Annotated in this window: 22 protein-coding genes and 1 tRNA gene; 19 read left to right on the top strand and 4 right to left on the bottom strand. The window is 58.9% G+C overall.

The annotated features are described in order from the left end of the window. Both hcp and M1617_06625 read left to right on the top strand, forming a co-directional pair. A partial coding sequence (gene hcp, locus M1617_06630) for a hydroxylamine reductase (protein MCL5887944.1) occupies positions 1-1,572 on the top strand: 1,572 nt, incomplete at its 5' end. 120 nt (positions 1,573-1,692) lie between these two features. Beyond that, positions 1,693-3,498, top strand: a complete 1,806-nt coding sequence (locus M1617_06625) for a M28 family peptidase (GenBank protein ID MCL5887943.1) — start codon at positions 1,693-1,695, stop codon at positions 3,496-3,498. Positions 3,499-3,568: 70 nt separating this feature from the next. On the opposite strand, the gene M1617_06620 is transcribed toward M1617_06625, so the two are convergent. The 3 genes from M1617_06620 to M1617_06610 are packed head-to-tail and all read right to left on the bottom strand — an operon-like array spanning position 3,569 to position 6,237. After that, positions 3,569-4,204, bottom strand: a complete 636-nt coding sequence (locus M1617_06620) for a hypothetical protein (GenBank protein ID MCL5887942.1) — start codon at positions 4,202-4,204, stop codon at positions 3,569-3,571. Continuing rightward, positions 4,201-5,202 carry a cytochrome c biogenesis protein gene (locus M1617_06615; GenBank protein ID MCL5887941.1) on the bottom strand — a complete coding sequence of 334 codons (1,002 nt, stop codon included), beginning with the start codon at positions 5,200-5,202 and terminating at the stop codon, positions 4,201-4,203. The genes M1617_06620 and M1617_06615 overlap by 4 nt, the downstream gene beginning before the upstream one ends. A 39-nt stretch (positions 5,203-5,241) precedes the next feature. Beyond that, positions 5,242-6,237, bottom strand: coding sequence for a cytochrome c biogenesis protein (locus M1617_06610; GenBank protein ID MCL5887940.1), 996 nt, complete (start codon positions 6,235-6,237; stop codon positions 5,242-5,244). Positions 6,238-6,391: 154 nt separating this feature from the next. Between M1617_06610 and M1617_06605 the strand changes: the two genes are divergently transcribed. The 17 genes from M1617_06605 to M1617_06525 all read left to right on the top strand — a co-directional run bounded on the left by M1617_06605 (position 6,392) and on the right by M1617_06525 (position 20,654). After that, on the top strand, positions 6,392-7,612 hold the full coding sequence (locus M1617_06605) for a GGDEF domain-containing protein (GenBank protein MCL5887939.1): 1,221 nt from the start codon (positions 6,392-6,394) through the stop codon (positions 7,610-7,612). Beyond that, positions 7,609-8,280: a DUF1461 domain-containing protein gene (locus M1617_06600; GenBank protein MCL5887938.1), complete on the top strand. Its 672-nt coding sequence runs from the start codon at positions 7,609-7,611 to the stop codon at positions 8,278-8,280. The genes M1617_06605 and M1617_06600 overlap by 4 nt, the downstream gene beginning before the upstream one ends. A 115-nt stretch (positions 8,281-8,395) precedes the next feature. After that, positions 8,396-8,545 (top strand): DUF5679 domain-containing protein, encoded by a 150-nt coding sequence (locus M1617_06595; protein MCL5887937.1) that lies wholly within the window; start codon positions 8,396-8,398, stop codon positions 8,543-8,545. 118 nt (positions 8,546-8,663) lie between these two features. Next, the gene (locus M1617_06590; protein ID MCL5887936.1) at positions 8,664-9,305 is read left to right on the top strand and encodes a TrkA family potassium uptake protein; all 642 of its coding nucleotides are present in this window, start codon (positions 8,664-8,666) and stop codon (positions 9,303-9,305) included. Between the two features lie 2 nt (positions 9,306-9,307). Further along, positions 9,308-9,976, top strand: coding sequence for an NAD-binding protein (locus M1617_06585; protein ID MCL5887935.1), 669 nt, complete (start codon positions 9,308-9,310; stop codon positions 9,974-9,976). Between the two features lie 70 nt (positions 9,977-10,046). Next, positions 10,047-10,122, top strand: a tRNA-Gly gene (locus tag M1617_06580). A gap of 180 nt (positions 10,123-10,302) precedes the next feature. Then, positions 10,303-11,412, top strand: coding sequence for a peptidoglycan DD-metalloendopeptidase family protein (locus M1617_06575; protein MCL5887934.1), 1,110 nt, complete (start codon positions 10,303-10,305; stop codon positions 11,410-11,412). 78 nt (positions 11,413-11,490) lie between these two features. Continuing rightward, positions 11,491-11,793 (top strand): 30S ribosomal protein S6, encoded by a 303-nt coding sequence (rpsF, locus tag M1617_06570; protein MCL5887933.1) that lies wholly within the window; start codon positions 11,491-11,493, stop codon positions 11,791-11,793. 47 nt (positions 11,794-11,840) lie between these two features. Then, positions 11,841-12,257 carry a single-stranded DNA-binding protein gene (gene ssb / locus M1617_06565; protein MCL5887932.1) on the top strand — a complete coding sequence of 139 codons (417 nt, stop codon included), beginning with the start codon at positions 11,841-11,843 and terminating at the stop codon, positions 12,255-12,257. Between the two features lie 71 nt (positions 12,258-12,328). Beyond that, the gene (rpsR, locus tag M1617_06560) at positions 12,329-12,592 is read left to right on the top strand and encodes a 30S ribosomal protein S18 (protein ID MCL5887931.1); all 264 of its coding nucleotides are present in this window, start codon (positions 12,329-12,331) and stop codon (positions 12,590-12,592) included. Between the two features lie 9 nt (positions 12,593-12,601). Beyond that, positions 12,602-13,537 carry a YybS family protein gene (locus tag M1617_06555; GenBank protein ID MCL5887930.1) on the top strand — a complete coding sequence of 312 codons (936 nt, stop codon included), beginning with the start codon at positions 12,602-12,604 and terminating at the stop codon, positions 13,535-13,537. 75 nt (positions 13,538-13,612) lie between these two features. Continuing rightward, the gene (gene rplI / locus M1617_06550; protein ID MCL5887929.1) at positions 13,613-14,191 is read left to right on the top strand and encodes a 50S ribosomal protein L9; all 579 of its coding nucleotides are present in this window, start codon (positions 13,613-13,615) and stop codon (positions 14,189-14,191) included. 144 nt (positions 14,192-14,335) lie between these two features. Beyond that, positions 14,336-15,727: a replicative DNA helicase gene (gene dnaB, locus M1617_06545; protein MCL5887928.1), complete on the top strand. Its 1,392-nt coding sequence runs from the start codon at positions 14,336-14,338 to the stop codon at positions 15,725-15,727. 21 nt (positions 15,728-15,748) lie between these two features. Further along, positions 15,749-17,134: an FAD-dependent oxidoreductase gene (locus tag M1617_06540; GenBank protein MCL5887927.1), complete on the top strand. Its 1,386-nt coding sequence runs from the start codon at positions 15,749-15,751 to the stop codon at positions 17,132-17,134. 194 nt (positions 17,135-17,328) lie between these two features. Next, on the top strand, positions 17,329-18,615 hold the full coding sequence (locus tag M1617_06535; GenBank protein ID MCL5887926.1) for an adenylosuccinate synthase: 1,287 nt from the start codon (positions 17,329-17,331) through the stop codon (positions 18,613-18,615). Positions 18,616-18,789: 174 nt separating this feature from the next. Next, a complete protein-coding gene (locus M1617_06530) occupies positions 18,790-19,245 on the top strand; it encodes a transcriptional repressor (protein MCL5887925.1) in 456 nt (151 codons plus the stop codon). An 11-nt stretch (positions 19,246-19,256) separates the two neighbouring features. Next, positions 19,257-20,654: a NapC/NirT family cytochrome c gene (locus M1617_06525; protein MCL5887924.1), complete on the top strand. Its 1,398-nt coding sequence runs from the start codon at positions 19,257-19,259 to the stop codon at positions 20,652-20,654. Here the strand turns inward: M1617_06525 and M1617_06520 are convergent. Continuing rightward, on the bottom strand, positions 20,608-21,422 hold an 815-nt coding region (locus M1617_06520; protein ID MCL5887923.1), incomplete at its 5' end, for a hydroxymethylpyrimidine/phosphomethylpyrimidine kinase. The genes M1617_06525 and M1617_06520 overlap by 47 nt on opposite strands.

Here is a 21,422-nt window from a genome sequence, read left to right as displayed (position 1 = left end):
GCACGCAACACAGGCTGCACGACCGTAGGCGTCTGCGGCAAGAAAGGCGAGGTCGCAGATTTACAGGATCTGCTGGTCCACGCCCTGAAGGACCTATCCCTGGCGGCTACCGATGCTCGCTCGCGCGGTGTCGACACCACAGAAGCGGGGCGCTTCACGGCAGAAGCGCTGTTCGCCACGCTCACCAACGTCGATTTCGACCCGGCTTCTTTCGCCGAAAGGATCGACGATTCTGCTGCGTGGACCGCGCGCCTTTGGGCAGGCGGCTCCGGTGCACCTACCTTCGTTCCCGCTCCCACCTTGGAAGGCAAGATCGCGCAAGCAGAGATCATCGGCAGTCCTTGGGATACGAGCAGGGATGCCGACGTTCAGGCGCTCCAGCAGACGACCCTGTACGGCGCCAAGGGAGTCGCCGCGTACGCTTACCATGCCAGCGTGTTGGGGCATGAGGATCCTGCGGTCCACGAGTACCTGTTCAAGGTTTTGGCCGCGATTCAGGATACGAACCTCGATCTCGGTGCATGGGTCGGCCTCGCACTGGAGTGCGGGAAGGTCAACCTAAAGGCGATGGAGCTATTGGATGCCGGAAACACCGGTGTCTACGGGCACCCAGAGCCAACTGCGGTCGATCTGGGGCACAGGCCGGGCAAGGCCATCCTCATCTCCGGACACGACCTTCGCGACCTTGATCTGCTCCTTACGCAGACCGAAGGACTCGGGATCGACGTGTACACACATGGGGAGATGCTTCCAACCCACGCGTACCCGGCGCTCAAGAAGTACGCCCACCTAGCCGGACACTACGGAACCGCGTGGCAGAACCAGCACAGGGAGTTCGAAGCCTTCCCTGGCGCGATCCTGATGACGACCAACTGCCTTACCCCGCCGAAGGACTCCTACAAGGACCGCATCTTCACTACAGGGCCGGTGCGCTTTCCGGGCGTAGTCCATGTCCAGGACGACTACACCGCTGTCATCGCCAAAGCCCAATCGATGCCCGGCTTTACCGACTCCACGCAAGGCACGACGGTGTTGACCGGGTTCGGGCGCAATGCGGTCCTCTCGGTGGCCCCGGCGGTCATCGATGCCGTCAAGTCGGGCGCTATCAAGCACTTCTTCCTCGTCGGAGGTTGTGACGGAGCCAAACCAGGCCGCAACTACTACACCGATTTCGTCGAGAAGGCCCCCGCCGATACGGTGGTCCTAACGCTCGCGTGCGGCAAGTTCCGCTTCTTCGACAAGTCCATCGGTGACATTGGCGGCATCCCGCGGCTGCTCGACATAGGGCAGTGCAACGACGCTTACAGCGCTGTCCAGATCGCAGTGGCACTCGCCGAGGCGTTCGAGACGGACGTGAACTCACTGCCGCTGTCGATGATCCTCTCGTGGTACGAGCAGAAAGCGGTCGCGATACTGCTGACCCTGCTCCACCTAGGGATCACAGGAATCCGGCTCGGGCCCTCGCTTCCGGCATTCATCACGCCCGGCGTCTTGCAGGTGCTGGTCGACAACTTCGGCATAAGGCCGATAGGCGAGTCCGCCGAGGCGGATCTGGCCGAGATTCTAGGGTGAAGTCGCTCGCCTGACAGACTGTGACATCTTGGTTGATAACGGCCCGGCGCGTTCTGAAGTATTATATTGCGCAAGGGTGCGGTCAGACCGCGCCGGGTCGACGAAGTCACGGAGGAATCGATGGCAGAGGCTTTGCGCCATGTGACCGAACTTGCCGATCATATCGGCCCGCGCCCAGCGACGACGGATTCAGAAGCCAGGGCAGCGGATTACATCGGGGATGCGTTCCGGTCCTACGGGTTGGACGTGAGCCGCCAGGATTTCGATTGCCCCAGGACCTACGCCTGGACTTACGTGGCCTACCACGCCGCGACGATCGCCTCCGTGGTTGCACTCTACTGGGCTGATGCTTGGGGGCCACTGCGCTGGGTTGTCCTCGGACTTGCAGCAATTACTGCGATCGCGATGTGGTTCGACTTGGACACCCGCTTTGGGCTCTCGTCCCTCATGCCGAAGGGGCCGAGCCAGAACATCATTGCGAAGTCCTCCCCCAAATCGCGACGGGGCGAACGACTCACTCAAGTGGTCATCGTCGCTCACTATGACTCCGCCAAGGCCTCGCTGGCTTTCGCTCCCGGCATGGTGAAGAACTTCGAGGCGACTTTTACCTTGATGAAACTTTGCACCTTCTTGGTTCCGGTGTTGATCTTCGTAGACAATCTGCGCTTCACCGGGTTCCTCGACCCATATCTCTGGTATGTGACGCTGGTCATTGCGGCCTACCTGGTGGTTCCGCTCCTGATAAACGTGCACCGCGAGCTCGTGATGCGCGGAGTCGATGGGGCGAATGACAATGCCTCTGGGGTCGCGGCCATGTTGGCGCTTGCGGAGCAATTGGCACCCGGGGAGGATGCTGAGGCACGTGCGATCATGCACACGCAACCATGGTCGCTTGAGATCGACGACGATCTCGCTGACGCCATGGACTTAGGGCTCACCCCCACCCGAAGCTCCGTCACTTCGAGCGAACTCCCTGAAGACTTCGAATGGGCGAGCGCCCCGGTGCAGAACAACTCTCCTCGGCAGGCCGCTCAGAGCACGCTTGACTTCGGAACACTGGAGTTCGAGGCACTCGAGACGACCCGGGCCCGCCATCAAGGACTGGGCACCGACGACATTGACGACGATCAGCTGGCATTCGATTCTTTCGGCAGTCAAGATCAGGCCCGATCCGCCATCGAATCACAGCCAGCCGAGGCTGAGAGCCACAGTTCCGGGCCCGCCAAGCGTGGGCTCCTGCGGTTCGGGAGGAAGAAGGACCAGCCCCAGGAGGGTGGCGTGAGTAGTTGGCTTGGAGTTGAGAAGGGGTTTGACGCGCGCGAGAAAGGCAAGGGCATTGGCCACTGGGACAACTTCGAGGACGAAGACGACTCGGGGACTCTCGGTGGACGGGCGGGAGATGACAGGCTCGGGGATCCGGACTACTCTGCGAACGAGGCTTCCCGCATTAGGCGTCGGGTTACGGAGCGCGTTGATCGCGATCTCGCCGAAAAGGAGATCTGGTTCGTGGCCACCGGGGCCGAAGAGGTCGGCACCTGGGGGATGAGGGCCTTCCTCGACCAGTATGGCGAGGAACTCAAGGGTGCGTTCTTCATCAACCTAGACAATATTGGTGCTGGCAATCTGCACTGGGTGACCTCGGAAGGAATGGCGAAGCGTTATCCATCGGATCGGCGACTGATGAGCGTTGCGAAGAAGGTCTCGCGCAACGAGGACATCCTCGTCAAAGGGCGCGCTTACAAGGGGCTCTCGACCGATGCTACTCCTGCACTCGCCCGCAAGTTCAGGGCGATGAGCATCATGGCCTTCGACGTCAACGGGCGACTCCCCAACTGGCATTGGCACACCGACACCACCGAGAACGTCGATCCGGAGAACATAGAGGCAGCGGTTGTCCTTACGAAGGGCATCATTCGCGAGCTGTAGAGCCCGGGCGATAGGCACTCGGAGGACCGGGCAAAGGGGTCTCGTACTCCGTCTTGCGAGATAACCGATGCTAGAAGGCGGTCTCGGTCTCCACTTCGATCTTGCGCTTCTGGGCGAAAGTGTCGGCGTAGAAGGTCATGATGCAGCCGATTCCCATCAGGAACGTGGACGTCCAGAACACCGGTAGCATAATCGCCGAATCCTGGAGCGCGGCGCACACGATCGCAAATAGGATGAAGCCCAAGTGGAGCAACCCGGAGCCGATCTTGATGATGCGGCCCTTGGTGAAGTATGAGGGTGCACGACCGCCCGCGATCATCTTGACCACCACGGCGACCTGGATGAGTCCCGCGAGCACCATGTAAGCGGTAACGCCCATAGCGAGCGATCCTGTTGCGATCCATGCTACTACGCCAGCCAGCAACATGACGCCGGAGACGATCAGCAGAGCCGTCCTCTCGAACATACGCTTGGGCACACAAAGCCCCATCGCCACGACGAGCAGGATGAGCATCGGGGCAGCAATCCAGTTCATCACGTTGATATAGTCCGCATAGGCGCCGGCCATGAAATTCGGGATGTTCGCCTGTGCCCACCACACGTATCCGGTTCCGATGAACGATTGAAGTCCAAGGCCCACGAGGAGCACAACAGTGACGATCAGCAGGATGTAGTCCCAGTCGCGGTGCAAACAGAGTTTTCTCATGCCAGACCTCCGATAAAGATACTCATCGCATCAGAGACGTATGCGTGCGCTCCGGGGACCACGTACGAAGAGATGTAGGTCAGCACGAGGGACAGGAAGGCGGAGAGGCCCAGAACAGCGACCCACTTCCACATGCCTCGCTTGCGCAGGTACAAGCGTGCGTGCAACACCGCCGTGTAGAGCAACCACATCATGATCGACATGTTGACCTTGCCCGACCACCACCACGAGTCTCCCTGCCACGCCATGATCGCCCAAGGAAATCCGACAAGGAGCCCGATTGTCAGCTGGAAGTAGCCGAAACGCGTCCAGCGATACGCAGTTGTTTCATACGCCGAGTGCCGGCGAAGAACCATCTGGATCGTAGCGATGAAAGCCAGCGCGAAAGCTGCATAACTCAAGAACAGCATGGGTGGATGCACCCACATGTACCATGGGTTGTAGAAGAACTGTCTAGCGCCTTCGATGCGCTGGAATCCTTGCATGGCGACTTCCGGAACGCCGGACGCCATGGCCTGCAGGTAGCTACCATACTGGCCGAAGAAGCGGGGGAGTGGCTCAGTGAAGGGATTGCCCGACAGTGAGGCGGCGAGAACCAAGGCGGCCGTCAGAATAGCAGCGCCGGGTAGTATCTCGGCCTTGTGGCGTCTGAGGACGGCTCCGAGTATTGCGAGGAGCAGCGCCCAGAAGTACAGCTTCTCCGATTCGACCCAAACAGGAACGGCGATTCGACCGGTTATATCTCCAGTCTGCGGGTTGACGACCACCGCAGCCTGATAGAGACGCCAGTGGAACCAGATGAGGAGTCCCTCGCCGACTACTAGCACGGCAGCTGTAGCGATGAACGCCTTGTCCAGCCACTGTCTCAGCTGTGGTATCAATGCGAACGCCAGCAGTCCGGCGCCCAAGAAGAGCATGATGGTTTCGATGGGGCCACCAAGGCGCGCGAGCGTCTCGATGAGGCCGTTCATTTCGGTAGCGGTCGCTTGCGGGTCCAACAGCACCACTCCTTGGCTCAGGGTTTGGGACAGTATATATCACTGTCCGATAAAGATACTCATCGCATCAGAGACGTATGCGTGCGCTCCGGGGACCACGTACGAAGAGATGTAGGTCAGCACGAGGGACAGGAAGGCGGAGAGGCCCAGAACAGCGACCCACTTCCACATGCCTCGCTTGCGCAGGTACAAGCGTGCGTGCAACACCGCCGTGTAGAGCAACCACATCATGATCGACATGTTGACCTTGCCCGACCACCACCACGAGTCTCCCTGCCACGCCATGATCGCCCAAGGAAATCCGACAAGGAGCCCGATTGTCAGCTGGAAGTAGCCGAAACGCGTCCAGCGATACGCAGTTGTTTCATACGCCGAGTGCCGGCGAAGAACCATCTGGATCGTAGCGATGAAAGCCAGCGCGAAAGCTGCATAACTCAAGAACAGCATGGGTGGATGCACCCACATGTACCATGGGTTGTAGAAGAACTGTCTAGCGCCTTCGATGCGCTGGAATCCTTGCATGGCGACTTCCGGAACGCCGGACGCCATGGCCTGCAGGTAGCTACCATACTGGCCGAAGAAGCGGGGGAGTGGCTCAGTGAAGGGATTGCCCGACAGTGAGGCGGCGAGAACCAAGGCGGCCGTCAGAATAGCAGCGCCGGGTAGTATCTCGGCCTTGTGGCGTCTGAGGACGGCTCCGAGTATTGCGAGGAGCAGCGCCCAGAAGTACAGCTTCTCCGATTCGACCCAAACAGGAACGGCGATTCGACCGGTTATATCTCCAGTCTGCGGGTTGACGACCACCGCAGCCTGATAGAGACGCCAGTGGAACCAGATGAGGAGTCCCTCGCCGACTACTAGCACGGCAGCTGTAGCGATGAACGCCTTGTCCAGCCACTGTCTCAGCTGTGGTATCAATGCGAACGCCAGCAGTCCGGCGCCCAAGAAGAGCATGATGGTTTCGATGGGGCCACCAAGGCGCGCGAGCGTCTCGATGAGGCCGTTCATTTCGGTAGCGGTCGCTTGCGGGTCCAACAGCACCACTCCTTGGCTCAGGGTTTGGGACAGTATATATCACTGCGAGCAGGAGGGAATGATTGCGAATGTGTTAATTTCGTGGATAAATAGACGGACGTTACAGCGTGAATCGGCTCGATTCTGCCGAAAGGCGATGACGAAAGGCCTGGTTGTGGGAGTAGTAAGAGAGGCCAAAAGGCTTGTTCGTGGCGTGAAGGTATCGTGGCGCGAGGATCCTACCCGTCACGACATAGAGGCGGTCCATACTAACATTGAACGGGTTGGACTGGTCATCAAGACCCGGTGGTACCTGGTCGCAGCTCTGTGTGCGTATTCGATTCTGGGGACCTGGGCTTATACGCTGACCACCCCTCTTGAGAGTCTGGCTGGCAACCTTGTGGTTCCGGCGGCGGCCATGGTATTCGTTGTTGCCTACAACATCTTCTACCAGGCCACATACCGCAAGCTCGGAAACATCGCTGTCCTCAATCACGCCCAGTTGATGTTCGATGCCGTCGTGGTGACGGTGTTGGTTTATTACTCGGGCGGGGCGCACTCGTGGTTCTGGGCGATGTACCTCTTGCTCATACTGGAGGCGGCCCTGATACTGCCGAAGCGATGGCATACCTGGGCTGTGGCTTTCTTCGCATTGGCCCTCAACGGTCTTGTGGTCTGGGGCGTGTTTTTCGGCGTTCTGGCCGACATAGCCGTTCCATTCGTGGAAGGGGAGCTCCATCGGAATTTCACCTTTGTGTCGGTCACTTATCTTTGGCAAGTGACCGTCTTGATGGGAGCCGCGGGGGTCAGCTCAATGATGATCAACGCTTTGAGGGAGCGGGAGGGGGTCTTGGCCAGGCATGTGATAGCCGACGTCAAGACGGGCCTGTACAATCGCACTCACTTCAATCGTGTGCTCGCCAACGAGATCAGCCGAGCCGAACACATCGATCGAGATGTGGCGCTCATTTTCATCGATATCGATGATTTCAACGCCTTCAACAGGGACTTCGGCCTAGAAGCAGGGGACACCATGCTGTCCGCGATCGCCGAGAAGATCAGGCAGGTCGTCAGAGAGTGCGAGGAGGGCTGCCCCTCGGAGACGAACATCGTCGCACGCTACGGAGGCGAGGAGTTCGCAGTGTTGCTTGTGCAGGATCGGGTGTGCGGGGCGCCGACGCCCGAGTACAGCCTAGAGGTCGGACAAGCACTCCAGGCGGCCATCGGGACCATTGAACTGGCTGGAGCAGGAGTCTCTGCGAGCATAGGCATCGCGCATACCGCCGAGGCGGGACACTCCTCGGAGGCGATGCTTACGTCGGCGGATTCCGCGCTGCAGGCCGCCTTCACCGCAGGCGGCAACGTCGTCCGTGCCTCCTGGAAGGACCCGGCATGATCGTGCGTCGACTCGAGTCCTTCGCTGTAGGCGCGTTGATCGCCGTCTGTTTGGTGGGACTGTCGGTTCAGGTGCTGTCGATGCCAATCGTGACTTCGGTGCTCGTGAGAGCGGTCGATAGCGCGACCGGAACCGGAATGACCGAGGAAGCGACTCTGACAACTGCCGAGACAGTCCGCGCTTACGTTGCCGATCGAGAGCAGCCCGAGCCCTTGCCAGCCACGGTCGAGGGGCGTGAGGGCTTCTCGGTAAGAGCGATCAAACACCTGGATGACGTCCGTGTGGTGATGGCGGCCACCAGGTGGGTCACGATCGCGCTCGGACTGGCGGTGGCGATATGGCTGCTCGTCAGGTATAGGCAGCGAGAGGCCGCGCCGGTGGCCTCGGCTTGCAGGGCTGCGGGGTATGTCTTGGTCCTCACGCCGGCACTCCTAGGGGCTGCGGCACTCATCGATTTCGACACGTTCTTCGCGTACTTCCATAAGCCGCTCTTCTATGGAGATACCTGGCTGTTCCCAGCGAACGAGCTCCTCGTACAGTTGTTTCCCGAGCCGTTCTGGATGGCTTCAGGCGGCCTGCTCCTAGGGCTTGCGCTGTTGTCTGCGGCAGCTCTCTTTCTGGTGGCGAGGGTCATTGGAAGATTCTCCGAGAAAAGCGATCAGCAGTAGATGTGGGAATCTGTGCCAAAGAGGTGTAAACTTCGCCAAGAACCAACCACGGTGAGGTAGCAGCCCAGACTCAGGGGCTGATATTGCATGTCGGTCGTCAAGAAAGGAGCGGTGAATGGCCGCAAAGGAAGGGTACTGTGTAAAGTGCAAGGAGAAGCGTGAGATCAAAGATGCCCAGGCGATCGTCATGAAGAACGGGCGTCCGGCCACGCAGGGGCTGTGTCCCTCATGCGGGACCAAGATCTTCAAGATTGGTAAGTCCTAAGGACTCGGGCATCAAAAAAGAGTTCGATAAGGAGTGCGCCCGGCTTCCAATGGCAGTCGGGCGTACTCATCATCGGCGATTCTGAAACCACTCCCCCTTCTGAAAGCAGGCAGAGGGCATGAACGTCATCGTAGTTGGATGTGGCCGAGTGGGCTCCCAGCTGGGCACACTACTTTCGGTCGAGGGCCACAATGTTGTGCTGATCGACAAAGACCCCGAGTCGTTCAATCGGCTTGGAGGGGGCTTCAACGGCGTCACTATCAAGGGCTACGGCTTTGACGAGGAAATCCTAGAAGAAGCTGGCATCCGGAACTGCGACGCATTCGCGGCTGTGACCAACCTCGACAACACCAACCTGATGGCCGCCGAGGTGGCGCGCAAGATATTCGGCGTCCCTCATGTGGTTGCTAGGTTGTACAACCCCGTGCGAGAGCGCACCTACATGCAACTCGGCATGGATTACGTGTGTGGCACCACCCTGGTCGCCGAGACGCTGCTGGACAAGATCATGGCAGGTCATGGACATCACATCACCAATCTCGGCGATGTCGAGGTCATCAATTTCAAGGCCAGCTCCAAGCTTGACGGGCTCACCGTCAGCGCAGTCGAGATCAAGCATCAATTCCGCATCGCCGCTGTCGCTAGGGGGGACGTGATGAGTATCCCGGGTCCAGACATGGCTCTTCGCGCAGGTGACGTGGTGTTGGCCTCAATCAAAGAGGAAGCATTCCACAAAGTATCCGATTACATGGAGGACTGATCGTGTACATCGTGATAAATGGTGGTGGGAAAGTGGCGGCTTATCTAGCCAAGACCATGCTCGACTCCGGCCATAAAGTCGCAGTGATCGAAAAGCGGGCTAGCGTCGCCGAGAAACTCGCATCGGAACTGCCAAAAGAAGCCCTGATCATTGTGGGAGACGGGTGTGACGCCCAGTTCCAGGATGACGCGGGGGCTTCTCGGGCAGATATCTTCATATCGGCCACAGGCGATGACGATGACAATCTAGTTGCGTGCCAGCTGGTCAAAGTGGCCTTCGGCGTTCCTAGAGTACTGGCGAGGGTGAACAGCCCGAAGAACGAGCGGATCTTCAACGCCTTAGGCATAGAGGCGATTTTCTCCACCTCGATCATCTCCAGAATGATCGAAGAAGAGGCCACTATCGGCGATATCCGTACCTTGTTGGCACTTCGGCGCGGGAAGATGGCGATCGTGGAGATCGAACTGCCCGTGGATCGATGCGTTGTGTGCAACAAAGAAGTATCCGCCTTGAACCTACCAGACGACTGCGTACTGGTGGCAATCGTCAGGGGAGAGGACGATGTCATCACGGCACGAGGGGACACGAGACTCCAGCCGGGCGATACGGTCATCGCTTTCACCAACGTCGAGCGTGAGCGAGCACTTAGGAAGGCGCTCATCGGGGAGTGAGCATAGCGTGGTCTGGAGAGCTGAAGGATTTGCGGATGGACCTTTCGTAACGCTACAATCCCAAGACTATGCGGGCATAGCTCAGTTGGTAGAGCGACAGCTTCCCAAGCTGTAGGTCGCGGGTTCGAGACCCGTTGCCCGCTCCAATTAGTGATAAAGGGCTGCGGATGCGGTCCTTTATTGTTTGTATGGAATCGCACACATCCGGTCATCACATTCTTCTACCGTTCGTCGGACTTGAGGTGACAGGTGCGATGCGATATGCGAACATACGTACGTATCCACCGTTCATCGCCCCTCGATGATAGACAGAAGGAGGAGGAGCGATGATGTTATGTAGATTTTTCAGCGCACTAGCGGCGGTCTTTGTTTGGGCGAGTTTCGCAAGCGTTCAGTCGGCTGCGGGAGCCCCCCTACAATCACCCTTCGAGGTCCTACTGGGATACGAGGCATTCTATTCCCAAGGGGGCAGGAGCGTCGTTCATAGGGGGGTTGATCTGTCCGCATCGGAAGGCGATTCCGTCAGCGCACCGTTCGCTGGCAGGGTTTCCTTCGCAGGGCGGGTGCCGTCGCCTGGCGGCGGTAGCCGGAATGCGGTCACAATCGAATTCGGGGATGGTCTCCGGATCACTTTTCTGCCCCTGGAGGGCATAACGGTGAAGACGGGGCAACAGGTTTCCGTAGGTGACAGCATCGGCGCAGTGGCTGTTGTTGCAGGAGAATCGTCGCCTTCGCCGCACCTGCATGTCAGTGTTCGGAGGGGAGAAGCATACATTGATCCGATGCCGTTCCTGCCGATACCGCTCGCGACGGTAGCGCAACCGAACGATCTGGTGCAGGAAGTACCAGCACAGGACGTTGTCAAAGTGCCCCAAACGGCAGCAGAGCCTCTGAGGGCAACGGTCCAGCAACCTGTTGTGAGTCCACAGGTACCGCAGACGGCCCCTCAGACGGCACCCCAGACGGTGATGCAGCCAACTCCCGGGCCCGTGGATCGAAGTGCCGTCAACGGGGTGCAAGGGGCGAGATCATTTAGGCTGTCGGCGGATTCCGGGGCCGGGGCCCTTGCTGCTGTCGAGCAAGCCGCACCGACCGCGGCCGAATCAGGGCTCTCAATCATAGGTCAGGAGATCAACGCAAAAGCTCCGCTGGTCGGAGCTACCGAAGAATGGAGTTTTCAATCAGCGACTGCGGCACTGGGCAGCGTAATGGAGTCAACCGGATTTGGAGCCCAAAGAGAATCGGATGGCTCCACGGTCGTTGGATGCGCGGTGAAAGAATCAGCTCAACTGCCGATCTCGGCGGTTGGTGTTGTGATAGTGGCTATTGCTGCGCTGATCGGCCTCGCGCCGATCGTGCGCGGTGGTATAGAGACGAGCACGGAAGACTCAGATATCTCGACGGGGGAGCAACTTGCAGCCGCGGTCGGTCGATGATACACTTCTCGGGCTCATTTCCTGCTCCGGACGGACGCCTTCCAGTTCCGGGGCCAAGATGTCCAGAGGAGGTGAAACATGAAGGCTTATGAACTTATGCTATTGCTCAATCCTGTTCTCGAAGAAGAGGCGCGTGAAGCTGCCCTCGAGAAAGTCCAGGGACTGATTTCTGCCAACGGTACGATCGACTCTGTCGATCAGTGGGGCAAGCGACGTCTCGCATTCGAAATCGACAAATTCTCCGAAGGGGATTATGTCGTGGTGGACTTTCAGGCTGAGCCGACGGCAATCGCCGAGATCGACCGCGTGCTGCACATCACAGATCCAGTTGTGCGATACATGCTGGTGCGTCGAGAAGACAAAGATCGACAGCCGGCCTAATCGCCACCGGACCGAAACAATGGTGCGTGGACGATAAGGAGATTCAGATGAGCATCAACCGTGTGGTTCTGACAGGAAATCTGACAAGGGATCCAGAGTTGCGGTCGACGGCAAGTGGTATGTCCGTCCTAAAGATGGGCGTAGCAGTCAACGATCGCCGCAAGAATCAGCAGACCGGAGAGTGGGAAGACGTTGCGAACTTCGTCGATGTGACTGTGTTCGGGTCAAGGGCGGAGGCCCTCACTCGGTTCCTATCGAAGGGATCGAAGGTCGCTGTAGAGGGTAAATTGCGGTGGTCCTCATGGGAAACGCCGCAGGGTGAGAAGCGCTCCAAACTAGAGGTTGTTGCCGACGACATTGAATTTCTCTCTTCTAGAGAGGGTGGCGGGGCGACAAGCTCACAGGCGGCCAGCACGGGAAGCGCAGAGTCCAAGCCTTTGGCAGATGACGAGATTCCGTTCTGACGGACGCGGAAGATTGAAGATTCGAGCAACAGCTCGACAGTGAACAGTGTTGTGAGAGGAGGTTCAGGAATATGTCCGATTATGCAAGGAAGCCAAGACGCAAGTACTGTGCGTTTTGTAAGGACAGCGTCGAGTACATCGACTACAAAGAAGTCAACATGCTTCGTAAGTTCATGACAGATCGGGGCAAGATCAAGCCTCGGCGGGTGTCAGGCAACTGCGCCCAGCATCAGCATGTGCTTGCGACTGCAATAAAGAGGGCTCGGGAAATGGCCCTGGTTCCATATGCCGTTCCGGTCATCAGCGGAAGAGTGGACAGCAGAGGGCGCAGGTAAAAAGGTCAAATGTCGGGCATACGCAGGATCAGCGAAGCTGTGCTGCTCTCCCTCTCTTGTCTCGGGGGAGCGATAGTGGCGATACCGGCTCCCTTCATCGGCCTTCCTCTGAGTGCTGCTGCACTCGCAGGCTTGATCTACAGGGGACGCAGCACCGTGGCCATCACAGTGGCAGTATTCTGTGTGGTGGTCATGGGGTTGATCATGCCACCGAATGCAGTGATGGTTGCTCTCGCTTTAGGGTCGACTTTCCTGGCGATTGGTGCTCTGCGTAGTTATCACGTCTACACAGTGGCCCTGATATATGTGCCGGCAGTAGCCCTTGCGCTTGCATCAAGGGATATCGCAGTGGCTTGGCTATCCGGTTTGACGGTCGCAGAGCACTTCCAGACCAGCTTGGATGCGGTCGGGGAAATGCTTTCGACCTTCGGTCCTCAAGACGCTCTCGAGGCCGAGGCTGTCAACCAGATGCTTGAACTGCTGCCAGCGGTCTACCTGTTGACCGCCGCGGCATCGGTGATCCCTACACTCTTGGTTGTGCGTTGGGTTGCAAGTCGATCCAAGACGGAGCTGGCCGAAACGCCACGCATCGACTTGCTCGATTTGAGTCCGCATGTGCTCTGGCCACTGGTTATTGCGGTAGCGGTAGGTGCAGCGGGACAACTATGGCCGGATACGGGGGCTCCGCTCGAAACCGTGGCGATCAATCTACTTTTCGCCGTGCGCATGGTGTTGTTCATTCAAGGACTCGCGGTGATCGCAGCTCTAGTGAGACATCTAGGCGCAACCAAGTTGAGTAAGGTGCTGGCTGTAGTCCTAGCGGTATTGGCGGAGGGTCCATTGTTGCTCGTCAGCATCGTGGGCTTTTTGGACTTCTGGTTCAACTTCAGGAAGTTGAACAGAGAAGTAGCCGGAGGCTCAGACGCTACGCCGGCCAACAAGTAATGAGCGCTAGTCCATGTACAGGCAGGGACGGGCGATCCGAGTTTCACACGTTGAATCAGAAAAGGAAGTGAACAAATGAAAGTCATCCTACTGGAAGAAGTCAAGGGAAAGGGCGGCGAAGGCGATGTTATTGAAGTCGCCCGTGGGTTCGCGGTCAACTACCTACTTCCCAACAAGATGGCCATCGAAGCTACCAGCGGTAACTTGAAGCAGCTGGAGCAGAGAATGAGGAGCATCCGTCAGCGGGAGGAAGCTCGTGTCGGTGAAGCAACCGCTTTGGTCGACTCTCTCGATGGCAAAGAGATCGTGATTACGGTCAAGGTCGGAGATGGCGGTCGGCTTTACGGCTCAGTCACTCCTCAGGCTATTGCAGATGCTGTCGAAGCACAGCTTGGCGTAATCGTGGATCGCCGAAGGATCGACCTTAGCGGCCAGATCAAGGAAGTCGGCGAATATGAAGTGATCGTTCAGGTCTACCGGGACATCGCCGCACATTTGAAGGTGCAAGTGACAGGCGAATCAGCTCATGGTGCCAAGGCTGCTCCGGCACCCAAGCCGGTGCAAGAGGAAGCGGCCGACGTATCTGCTGCGGATGAGACCGCTGAAGAGATCCAGATCACAGAGGCAGCAACTGAAGAGGACGAAAAGGAATAGCCAGAAGAAAGGGACACCCCTCTCGCTCGCCACATCAAAGGCCTAGACGAGCTACATGAAAGGTCTTTGATGTGGCGGGATGGCATATCAACTGTCCTCCGATAGAATGAAGCCCAAGGCATCTTTCGGCATTGGAGAGACTAGGTGGCAGAGCGCACCACACGTGAAAGGGAAGTAGCCGTGGGAACCCCAGTGAAGCTGGTTCCGCCGCACAACAATGAGGCGGAGCAGGCCATCCTAGGGTCTATGTTCCTTTCCAAAGGGGCGGCCGAGGTAGGGCTGACTATCCTCAACGAGGAAGACTTCTACAGGCCGGCCCACAAGAAGATATTCGCAGCCGTGGCCCACCTCCACAATGCGAACATCCCTGTAGACCAGGTCAGTGTTGCGGACAGACTTGATGCAATCGGTGAACTTGATAAGATCGGCGGCAAGTCGTATCTGATCGACATCACACAAACGGTCCCAACGCCAGCGAATGCCAGCCGGTACGCTGAGATCGTTGCTCGTACTTCGATGCTTCGGTCACTCATCGGTGCGGCCTCCAAAATAACTCAGATGGGATACGATGCGCCGGATGATCTGCGCGAGGCAGCCGCAGAAGCTGAGCGCCTGATTTTCGAGGTGACGAACAAAAGAATCTCTGGCAACTTCCGGCCCATTGAAGAGTTGTTGGAGGTCTCATTCAAGCAGCTGGAGGAGTTGTTCGAGCGCCAGGAGCACATCACCGGTGTGCCAACTGGGTTCGATGACCTCGACAAAGTGCTCGCCGGATTGCATAGGGGCGATCTCATCATTCTTGCCGCCCGCCCCTCGGTAGGAAAGACAGCCCTTGCGCTCAATATCGCGGTCAATGCGGCAGCGAAGGGCAAGGCAGCCGTCGCAATGTTCAGCTTGGAGATGTCGGCTGAACAGCTCATACAGAGGGTGCTGTGCTCGGAAGCTAGAATCAACTCCCAGGATGTGCGGACCGGGTATATCAAAGATGCTGATTGGGGCAAGATCCACGGCGCCATGGGGCGTCTTGCGGAGCTCGATTTGTTTGTGGATGATACTCCTGCGACATCGATCCTCGAGATCCGAGCGAAGGCACGACGCCTGTTGCGTGACAAGAAAGAAGGACTTGTCATCGTCGACTACTTGCAGCTCATGCAGCCCCAGCACCGTCGTTCGGACAATCGTCAGACTGAGATCGCCGAGATCAGCCGAGGACTGAAGATCCTTGCGAAGGAGCTCAGGGTACCAGTGCTGGCACTGTCACAGCTTTCCCGTGCTGTAGAGCAGCGTGCCGGGAAGCGACCGCAACTGTCCGACCTGCGTGAATCCGGAGCCATCGAACAAGATGCCGACGTAGTCATGTTCATCGACCGTAACACCGATCCTCGCAGCCAAAGTGAAGAAGACGAGGGTCGCCCGGGGCCGGGCATCGCAGAAATCATCGTGGCCAAGCACCGTAACGGCCCGACAGGATCGGTCAAGCTGGTCTTCAATGACTCATACACGAAGTTCAGCAACTACACGGACAAAATGCCCTAGATCCAGGGGGTCGAGCGATCCATGACAGAGCACCATGACGTAGTCATAGTGGGAGCTGGGCCGGCAGGAATCTTCGCCGGACTGGAATTGGCTCAAGCTGGCGTGGAGCGTGTGTTGATCGTTGAGAAGGGACCCGACCTCCGTCAGCGCAACTGCCCTGCGCGAGAGGGAAAATGCACGGGATGCCCGTCCTGCAACATCATGTGTGGCTGGGGTGGGGCGGGGGCCTTCTCGGACGGGAAACTCACCTTGACCGGCGAGGTTGGTGGCTGGCTGGGGGACTACGTCGGCAGTGAGCTTCTCCAGGAGCTGATTCGCGAGACGGACACTCGTTGGAGCGAGTTCGGCGAGAAGGTTGATGTCGTAGATCCGGATGCCGAAATCGTTACGCAACTCAGTCGGGCAGCGACCCTAGCCGAGATGACGCTGACGCCCATGTGCATACGTCACCTTGGATCGGACAGGTCACCCGGGTTCCTCGGAGCTATGCGCGAGCGACTTGAAGAACAGGGCGTCAAGATCAGGACACGATGCCCAGCGCGAAAGCTGGTTACATCCGCTGGTCGAGTTTCGGGAATCGAGCTGGCCGATGGCGAGATCATTGGCGCAGAGGCAGTGATCGTTGCGCCTGGCCGAGAAGGTGCGGAATGGTTGCTTCGGCAGGCGCTGGAGTTAGGGATATCGGTTTCGAACAACGCGGTGGACATCGGGGTGCGGGTAGAGTGTCCGGCTCCGGTCATGGAGCCTCTGACGGATCATCTTTACGAGGCGAAGCTCTCGTACTTCTCGCGGTCCTTCGGGGACAGGGTGCGGACCTTTTGCATGAACCCCTATGGCGAGGTGACGACGGAACACTACGGGGACGTCCTGACCGTCAACGGGCACTCCCTAGCAGGCGAAAAGACGGCTAACACCAACTTCGCAGTGCTGGTCAGCCATAGTTTCACCGAGCCTTTCCGGGAGCCGATCACCTATGGACGCTCCATCGCACGGCTGGCGAACTTGCTTGGCGAGGGCATCCTGGTCCAACGCTTGGGCGACCTGAGGGTCGGGCGACGCTCGACGCCTAAGAGGCTGCAAGAATCCATCGTGGTGCCGACGCTGGCATCGGCGACACCCGGCGATCTTGCAGCGGTGCTGCCATACCGACACCTTACTAACATCCTTGAGTTCCTTGAAGCACTCGATGAGATCACTCCGGGAGTGGCTGCTCCTTCGACTCTGCTCTATGGCGTGGAGGTCAAGTTCTACTCGTCTCGCCTTGAGCTGGATTCTAGCCTCATGACCAAGGTGAATGGCTTGTTCGCAATCGGCGATGGCGCCGGAGTTACACGGGGGCTGGTGCAGTCGAGCGCGAGAGGGATTGTTGCAGCAAGAGGGGCTATTCGGCTATTACGGTGCCGCTAGGGCCCGGGTCGATGCTCCGGGTAGCGGCTATCAGCAATCCCCCGGCTCTGGTCTTATGACCCCCGCTCCGGCATACTATATCGGTGCTTAATTGTAAGAGAGCGCATGCGCATTCGCCGTAGGACGGCCGAATGCCCGGCCTGGGAGCGGCGAAGAGGGTCCGCGGGGCCGAAACACCCCAAGGAGTTAATTGGATGCCCGGAATCGTGTTGGTTGGTGCACAGTGGGGCGATGAAGGAAAAGGCAAGATTACCGATCTCATCGCGGATGACTTCGATTACGTGGTTCGCTTCCAGGGGGGCAACAACGCCGGACACACGGTGATCCATGGCGACCGCACCCTGAAGCTACATCTGATTCCGAGTGGGATCATGTACCCACACATCACGCCTGTGATTGGGAACGGCTGCGTCATCGACCCGAAGGTCCTTCTGCAGGAGATGGACGGCCTGGAGCAGGACGGTTTGTCCACGCGCAAGTTGCTGATCAGCTCCAATGCACACCTGATCATGCCCTATCACCGCGACCTGGATCAGGCTAGCGAGCACAGGCTCGGCTCTTTGGAGATCGGGACGACTAGGCGAGGCATCGGCCCCGCTTACATGGACAAGGCATCCAGGATGGGGATAAGGGTGCAGGACCTGACCGATGAGGGCATCTTCCGCAAGAAGATAGAAGCCGCTTTGCATGAGAAGAACGACATCCTCGAGAAGGTCTACGGTCTACCCACGTACACGGTGGAGCAGATAGCCGATGAGTACCTGGTGTACGGCGAGCGCATCAAGCCGCACATCGAGGACACCTCATTGACGATCAACAAAGCGCTTGATGCAGATCAATGGGTACTGTTCGAGGGCGCCCAGGGAACATTGCTCGACCTGGATCACGGGACCTACCCGTTCGTCACAAGCTCGAGCCCCGTTGCCGGGGGGGCCTGTACTGGAGTGGGGGTGGGTCCTCGGCGGATAGACCGGGTGCTCGGGATAGCCAAGGCGTACATTACGCGTGTGGGGTCGGGGCCGTTCCCGACCGAGCTTGATGATGCGATCGGGCGTCGGTTGATCGATGTGGGCCACGAGTATGGGACAACGACCGGCCGAGAGAGACGTGCCGGCTGGTACGATGCCCTAATCGTGAGATACGCAGTCCGAGTAAGCGGGATCACGGACCTGATCCTCACCAAGCTCGATGTGCTGTCAGCGCTCGACACGATCAAGGTCTGCGTGGCATACGAATACGAGGGACGGCGCTACACAGAACTCCCGGATCACCAGAGCGTATTCCACCACGCAAAGCCGATCTATGAAGAGATTCCAGGCTGGAATGCGGATATCACCGGGTGCAGGAACATCGAGGAGCTACCGCAAGAGGCCCGGGACTACATCTCCATGATCGAGGATCTAGCGGACGTCCCGGTGGCGATGATCGCGGTCGGACCCAGTCGCGAGCAGACAATCATGAGGCGTTGGCAGTCCCGCTGAAGGCCTCGGATTCGGGGTAAGGGGCCGGTCAGGGCAAACAATATCGCAAATTCGAGTAACCGCATCGGTGAATGCGACGTTAACCAGAGGACGACGGGGCGATTTTGATCGGACCCCGTTGACTTCGCGTACATAAGAATCAATACTATTTAATGAACCCTAGGACTGAGGTATATGAATCATCCAACAGGCACAGTGGACGAAAGACTCCAGGCGATGGTCGAGGCCCTTCGCGGCCATGGCCTCAAAGTGACACAGCAACGGACTGAGATCATCCGGGAGATCATCCACACGACAGATCATCCCGATGTGGACACCGTGCATCGTAGGGTCAGAGAGAGAATCCCAGCGGTTTCGTTGGATACGGTTTATCGAACCATGTCCGCATTGTTCGAGAGAGGACTGATCAACAGGATCATGGCCGACTCGGGCCGAGCCAGATACGATGGCGACGTCTCGCGTCACAACCACTTCGTCTGCGACACCTGTGAGCTGATCATTGATATTGAAAGCTCCGATAGGGGCGGATGCAGGGCGTCGGATAGACTCTCAGATGTGGGGGTCGTAGAACGAGTCGAGGTGTTGTTTCGCGGCAAGTGCAAGCATTGTGGGGCAGAGCCGGAGCGATGAAAGGGGCTTTCATGATGCGCAACACATGTTCCCGCAGTGGGGCAACTAGGGGGATTTTTGCACTGATGCTATGGGGGGTCCTGGCGCTTGTGATGCCGGGTATCGCCCTTGCCGAGGGGCAACCGATAGAGGATGACATTTTCACTTCGGATCAGTTCACACCTGCTGAAGGGTGTGCATGTCATGCCGAGTTCATCAGCCAGTGGGAGATGTCCCTGCACAGTCAGGCCTCGTTCAATCCAACATTCGAGGCGAAGCTAGACGAGGCTGAACCTGCAACCAGGGCCCAGATAGAGGACTTCTGCCGCAGCTGCCATGGGCCTGTAGCCTACATGACCGGCGAGCTGGGCATGGCCGCTGAGGATATGACTGGCGCTTCGGCGGATTCGATCGGCTGCTCGTTCTGCCATCAGGTGACCGGCACCGATGAGCCGATAGCGAATCTTTCGCAGAGAGTCGAGCCCGATGGGGTCTATCGCGGAGGACTCGACGATGCCCAGGCTCCGCATCCGGCTATGACATCAGAGTTCCATCGGACGGCAGAATTCTGCGGCAGTTGCCATAACGTCAATCATCCCGTGAACGGCTTAGCGCTCGAAGCCACCTATACCGAGTGGCTGAACAGCCCACAAGCCGAGCAAGGCATCACCTGTCAGGACTGCCATATGAGCGAGGCGCCGGGCGTAATCGGCCCGACGCCGGGTAGGGTAGCGGAGATGGCCCCTGAGCGCGAAGAGGTCCACAGGATGACCTTCTGGGGAGCCCACGTCGAGCGGGGCAATGCGGAAGCGGCGGTCCAGATGCTACGCGCTGCAGCCACGCTGACGGTCGAGGTCCCTGACGTTCTCACCGACGGCTCGGTGGAGGGTGTGGTCCAGGTGACCAACTCCGGCGCAGGCCACTATCTTCCCACCGGACTGACTGACGTGCGTCAGATGTGGCTCGAGGTTCTGGCTGTCGATGAGGCAGGCACTGAGACCGAGATCGCGCGGCAGGCTTTTGGGACCGTGTTCAGGGATGCGGAAGGCCAGTATCCAGCGCAAATATGGGATGCTGTTGCCATCCAGTCTGACATCAGGGTCCCCCCGATGGAGTCCGTTCCCGTCACCTTTACCGCATCGCTGCCCGAGGGTGCCGAGTCGGGGACCATAGTGGCCCGCCTGAAGTACAGCTCGATCACGGACAAGCTCGCCGAGGCCGCCGGCCGTGAGAATCCGGTGACCTTGATGTCGGAGATTAGCCAGCCAATCTATGCGAGCCCTGAGGCCAAGCAGGCTGCAGAGCGTGGTGATGGCTTGCTGGGAATCGACACCGGGACGCTGGTCGTTGCGCTCGGCGCACTGGCAGTTGTTGTCGTGGCCGCTATCGGGATCCTGGTGCTTCGCAAGAGAAAGAGTGCTGGAGCCTAAGACGCTCGAGCAGGACCCGTTGGGCTTCTCGGATTGCGGCCTCGGGTCCTGCTTCGGCGTGTAAGCACAGGTTGAGCGCGATCGTGGTTGCGAATGCACACCCCGTGCCCCTGGGGTCCCCGATCTCTGCGAAGTGCGGGTGCTCGAGTACCTCCAGCACGCCCTCAGGGGTCCCGAGGACATCTGCCGAGAGGCTCGCATCGAGCCGGACGCCCGTGATCAGCACGCGGGTATGCAAGGCCGCCGCAAGCTCGAGGCACGCCTGCTGCGCTTCGGCGGGTGAGGCGATTCCGCGACCCAGCATCGCCGCGGCCTCCTGCTGATTGGGCGTCACGAGGTCGCATCGGGCGGCCAGCGCGAACAGATCGCTCGGCTCGCCCGCGAAGAGCGCCCCACCCGAAGTGCTCGCGAGTACGGGGTCGAGGACCACCGGGCTGATCTTTGCGAGAAGCAGAAATCCGCGGATGACATCGGCGTGCTCAGCGGAGGCGACAGCCCCGATCTTGACGCAGTCGATGGGGCCGTCCTCGGCGATTGCGTCTAGCTGTGCGCGCAGCAGGCCCGGGCTGACGGGCTCGGCGGCGAGGAACGCGCGCGAGTTCTGCGCGGTGACTGTCGTCGCCACGCAGCAGGGCGCGAATCCCAAGCGCGCCGCCACGAAGGCGTCGGCGATGATCCCCGCGCCTGCCGAAGGGTCCAGCCCGCCGATGAGCAGGGCTCGCCTCAAGCGCTGGCCTCCATCTCGTTGAGCAGCGTCATCGCGCAAAG

The organism is Actinomycetota bacterium (assembly GCA_023488435.1).
Lineage (GTDB): Bacteria > Actinomycetota > Coriobacteriia > Anaerosomatales > UBA912 > UBA912.
The sequence above is the reverse complement of the archived record's forward strand: the minus strand, read 5'-3'. Positions and strand labels throughout refer to the sequence as shown.

Bases quoted from the DNA above. Each gene is read 5' to 3' on its own strand.
- M1617_06535 (MCL5887926.1), top strand. From the start codon at position 17,329: ATGCCCGGAATCGTGTTGGTTGGTGCACAGTGGGGCGATGAAGGAAAA.
- rplI (MCL5887929.1), top strand. From the start codon at position 13,613: ATGAAAGTCATCCTACTGGAAGAAGTCAAGGGAAAGGGCGGCGAAGGC.
- M1617_06575 (MCL5887934.1), top strand. From the start codon at position 10,303: ATGATGTTATGTAGATTTTTCAGCGCACTAGCGGCGGTCTTTGTTTGG.
- M1617_06530 (MCL5887925.1), top strand. From the start codon at position 18,790: ATGAATCATCCAACAGGCACAGTGGACGAAAGACTCCAGGCGATGGTC.
- M1617_06590 (MCL5887936.1), top strand. From the start codon at position 8,664: ATGAACGTCATCGTAGTTGGATGTGGCCGAGTGGGCTCCCAGCTGGGC.
- rpsR (MCL5887931.1), top strand. From the start codon at position 12,329: ATGTCCGATTATGCAAGGAAGCCAAGACGCAAGTACTGTGCGTTTTGT.
- M1617_06555 (MCL5887930.1), top strand. From the start codon at position 12,602: ATGTCGGGCATACGCAGGATCAGCGAAGCTGTGCTGCTCTCCCTCTCT.
- M1617_06525 (MCL5887924.1), top strand. From the start codon at position 19,257: ATGATGCGCAACACATGTTCCCGCAGTGGGGCAACTAGGGGGATTTTT.
- M1617_06620 (MCL5887942.1), bottom strand. From the start codon at position 4,204: ATGAGAAAACTCTGTTTGCACCGCGACTGGGACTACATCCTGCTGATC.
- M1617_06625 (MCL5887943.1), top strand. From the start codon at position 1,693: ATGGCAGAGGCTTTGCGCCATGTGACCGAACTTGCCGATCATATCGGC.
- M1617_06540 (MCL5887927.1), top strand. From the start codon at position 15,749: ATGACAGAGCACCATGACGTAGTCATAGTGGGAGCTGGGCCGGCAGGA.
- M1617_06595 (MCL5887937.1), top strand. From the start codon at position 8,396: ATGGCCGCAAAGGAAGGGTACTGTGTAAAGTGCAAGGAGAAGCGTGAG.
- M1617_06600 (MCL5887938.1), top strand. From the start codon at position 7,609: ATGATCGTGCGTCGACTCGAGTCCTTCGCTGTAGGCGCGTTGATCGCC.
- ssb (MCL5887932.1), top strand. From the start codon at position 11,841: ATGAGCATCAACCGTGTGGTTCTGACAGGAAATCTGACAAGGGATCCA.
- rpsF (MCL5887933.1), top strand. From the start codon at position 11,491: ATGAAGGCTTATGAACTTATGCTATTGCTCAATCCTGTTCTCGAAGAA.